3 protein-coding genes are annotated in these 4,109 nt (G+C 68.9%); all 3 read right to left on the reverse strand.

All coding sequences use genetic code 11. The features are described from left to right. Window positions 1-909, reverse strand: a 909-nt coding sequence (locus C1I93_RS29150; protein WP_111246472.1) for a helix-turn-helix domain-containing protein, incomplete at its 3' end; no start/stop codon positions are given. A 341-nt stretch (window positions 910-1,250) separates the two neighbouring features. Beyond that, on the reverse strand, window positions 1,251-2,399 hold the full coding sequence (locus C1I93_RS29160; protein ID WP_223256789.1) for a helix-turn-helix domain-containing protein: 1,149 nt from the start codon (window positions 2,397-2,399) through the stop codon (window positions 1,251-1,253). A 274-nt stretch (window positions 2,400-2,673) separates the two neighbouring features. After that, on the reverse strand, window positions 2,674-3,885 hold the full coding sequence (locus C1I93_RS29165; RefSeq protein ID WP_111246471.1) for a helix-turn-helix domain-containing protein: 1,212 nt from the start codon (window positions 3,883-3,885) through the stop codon (window positions 2,674-2,676). Window positions 3,886-4,109: the final 224 nt, after the last annotated feature.

Consider the following 4,109-nt stretch of genomic DNA (forward strand, 5'->3'; position numbering starts at 1 on the left):
GTGCCGCACGACCGCCGCCGACCCGTCACCCCACTCCACCGCAGCGGCACACCGGGCCAGCTCGACAGCGGTCGGCCCGAACGCGGTCCGATAATGGTCGTGCCCGTCGCCCACCCGAGCCGCCATCTCGGCGGCCTCGTCCAGCAGGTCGCCGGTCGTACGCTCGTCACCGCACCGGGCCGCGACCAACGCCGCCTGCACCAACAACGCCCCACACAACGACAACTCCTGCGCAGAGCCGGCGTCAACATCCGGTGGAGCGATCCGGTACGCCGCCGCCAGCAGCACCGACCGCGCCCGCGCCGAAGCCCGCAACACCTGCCCAAGCTGCACCGCCGCACACGCCACCAACACCCGATCACCCGCAGCGGCCGCCACCGCCCGATCGACGGCCAGCCACGCCAGATCCGCCTCGTCCAGCTTCACCAACAACGCCGCCGTCACCCGGTACGCCTCCACCACTGCCACCCGCCCCCCGACCGGATCCCGGACATAGGCGCGCTGCACATCGCAGAGCAGGTTCGGCAGCAACTCCACCACCTGCGGATACCGGGCATGCTGATACGCGGTCCACGCGTACCCGACGTGCCGGGCGAGCCGATCAGCCGGCAGCACCGGTCCCGGCCGATCACGCACCACCTCGTACGCCGACAACGCCCCTCGGATCCGCGCGATGTCCTCGCCGTCGCCGACCGCACTGGCGGGCTGAGCGTCCCGACCGAGCAACGTCGCCGCGTCGACCCGCAGCACAGCGGCGATGTCCCGGATCGTCGAGACCCGCTCCAACGAACGGACCCCGCGCTCCACCTTGTCCACCCAACTCTTCGACTTACCGATACGGTCTGCGAACGACTGCTGCGACAACCGCCGCCGCACCCGCAGATACGCCACCCGCCGACCGATCGGCACCCGGTCACCGTTCACGACGCCGCCACGGCCGATCCGGGACCACCCGAGTCGTCTCCTCGACCGGTATTCGCTCCGCCTCAGCCTGCGCAAGAATCCGCTGCTTCGCCGCCTCCCGTTCCGCCGCCTGAATCTGCTCGCCCCGACTCTGTCCTTGATCGCGCTCCGCACCGCCCACGTACGACCCCTTCTCGGAAAGGGGCACGGCGGTGTTCTCGGGAGATGTCGCCACCGTCGCGCCAGCCAACGAGCGCGACCGCAACAGATCAGGAAAGGGCATGCGGCCGTGCTGCAATCGAGACGCTACGGAACGTGCAGTTGCTGGCTGGAACACTTACGCACCACTACTGCGCGGCCAGGCTCATCCGCTCGCACAGCCCTCGCAACTCCGGCGACGCCGCCCCCTTGCGCAGCAACGACCGGGCCGTCTCCCGCGCTGACACCGACGAGCGGGCGTGTTGCGGGCCGACCCGCTCCGCAGCGAGCAGCATCCGTACGGCATCACGGTCGCGGCCGACCGCCTCGGCGGCCCGGCCCATGTCGAGCCAGAAGTACACCTGCCGCACCGCCGGCAGACCCGCCAACTCCACGCCTGCGGCCGTCTTCATGGCCGCCTCCGGACGGCCCGTGTCGAGCAGGAACGCCATCAGCCAGAGCGCGACGTTCCGTGGCCCCCAGGCGAGATCCCAACTATCGGTCTCCCCGGTGTGTGCCGCGATCCGCCCAGCCTCGGCAAGATGCTCCTCCGCACCGGCCTCGTCACGCAGCCCGCCCAGGTGGAGCGCCCGCGCCAGGTGCAGGAACCCCAGCACGTCCAACGCCCCGTCCGCCCCGCTACCCGCAAGATCAGCAGCCGCGACGTCACACACCGACCGCGCCGGACCGTACGCCCCTGAATAGGCCGCCACCCGCGCCCGATTCGCCGCCGCAACCCCGACCGCCACCGGATCATCCAGCAACCCGGCCGCCTCGGCACACCGCTCCGCAGCCAGCCACGCGTGTGCTGGAAAGCTCACATTGAGCAACGACCCCATCGCCACGCCATACACCGGCACCATCTCCGTCAACGCCAGCCGCCGATCAGTCAGGCTGTGCATCGCCGGCACCAGATCAACGAGCCGCCGCAGAGCACCCGCGTAATCGCACCGCCCGTACAGGTCACGCACGAGCGCTGCCTCACGACGCACCTGCTCCACGGTCGCCGCCGCATCGGAACGCTTCGTCATCGGCGTGTCCATCATGACCCGCCAAACCCGCTCCGCATCGATGCGAGCCGCATCAAGCTGCCGATCAGCCGGCGTGTACGCCTGCCCAGTCAGATCCACCACCGAACACTCAAGAGCCGCAGCCAGATCCACCACCATGTACCGGTCCGTACGCTGCTGACCACGCTCGATCCGCAACCACGAAGTATGGGAAATCCCTGCCCGACTGGCCGCGTGCCGCACACTCCAACCACGCAGTTCCCGACGAGCGCGAATACGATCGCCAATCGACGGATCAGCAGGTATGGGCCGACGAGGCATCAGCGGCACTCCCAGATCACGCGAGGACCCTTGCCGACCATTCCGGCAGGCTGCCACTTCGGACGGTACACCTCTCCGCGCCGATAACAGCCTCACGACCCCGTCGCCAGGCGACGCCGCTGCCTCAGCGCACAGGTTGACTGGTACGTCCCTCGCTAGGTCAACTTCCCTCGCACACTCGGCCGACTGCTGTTTCTCGATTGCGGCCGGAGGCAAGCGAGGTAAGGTTCCTACCCCTGAATCAGGAGACGAGGCCGACCCGGGCCGCGAGGTCACGCGCGTCTTCCCGGATGGAACGCGGTCCGTCGAGCAGGTCCAAGGTGATCTGGCGGGCGTACCCGTTGAAGCGAATCGTCTCCGGCGCCGACTCGTACGCCTGCCGCAGCGTCGCCACTGTCGCTTCCTTGTCGTCCTTGCCGTAGTGCGCCCGCGCCACCTCGATGAGATGGCGTGCCCGACGGGGCCTCGACGGAATCGCCGCCGCATCATGGCGTCGGGCCTGCCGCACCGCCTCACCGGACTTCTGCAACTCCACTGCCACCGTCACCGCATGAGCGCCCATGATGACCCGCGAAAACGACGTCTGCGGCTGGTAGAAACCCTGCGGCAGGCGCTGCGCCACCTGGTCCGCACGATCCCAGTACCGCCAGGCCCGCCCTTCCTCACCCGCACGAGCAGCCGTGTACGCCGCCTCGAAGTTCAACGCACCCCACAGCGCCAGCAGATTCGTACTCCCATCGGCTGCCTGCGGCTCCAGAGCCGACAACACGTCCAACGTCACCGCCATCGCGGTGTCCCAGTCACCGGCATCCCGATGCACCTGACACAAGAACCACCCCGCCCGGGCGACCGCCTCCGGGTCACCGGACTCCTGCGCCGCCACCATCGCCCGATCCGCCACCCGCCACAACAACTCGGCAGCCGGCTGGTAGGCAAGGAACATCTGCGCCAACCCGAGCGTCTCCGCCAACAGCGCCTGCGCCTGCCGCCGCTGGTCACCCTCGTACGCCAACACGGCGCGCTGCCCATCCCGCAGCAATCCCGGCAACAACCCGCCCAGCACCGTACGGTGATCCGCCGCCTGATGCCGTGCCCGCCACGCCACCGCAAGCCTCCCCCTCAGACCGGCCAACGACTCCGCCGGGGCATCACCGGGAAGCACGACCCGGTTCACCGCATCCCGGACCGCCCCCAACGCCGGATGCTCCGGCCCGTTGACCACACCAGAGCGGTCACCAAGCTCCACCGCCAACACCGACACGTCGACCTTGAGGGCGCGCGCGATCCGATCCAGCATGTGAATGCGCGGCGGCAGGATCCGATCGCTCTCCACCGCCTTGACCCACTCGGCGCTACGCCCCACCAACCCACCGAGCACCGCCCGACTCTTCCCGGACCGCTCCCGATAGACCTTCAACCGCTGCCCGAACGACAACTCCGGCAAGGAATCCACCCGGAACCTCCTCGCATAGCGCAGGACGCACCACCGACTGATCGGCCGCAATAACGCCAACGCTACCGATCCTCGCGACGCCCGATAACCCCTCACATGAGGTTCCCCCCGGGATGTGGACACCGGGTTATGCCGCGATCTGATGCAGCGTAGTCGGTGTGAGGGTCTGTTCGTAGTCGGTGGGGCTGAGGTAGCCGAGTGCGGAGTGGCGGCGGCGGTGGTTG

The sequence above is a fragment of the Micromonospora endophytica genome (genome assembly GCF_003236305.1).
GTDB classification, from domain to species: Bacteria; Actinomycetota; Actinomycetes; order Mycobacteriales; family Micromonosporaceae; genus Micromonospora; species Micromonospora endophytica.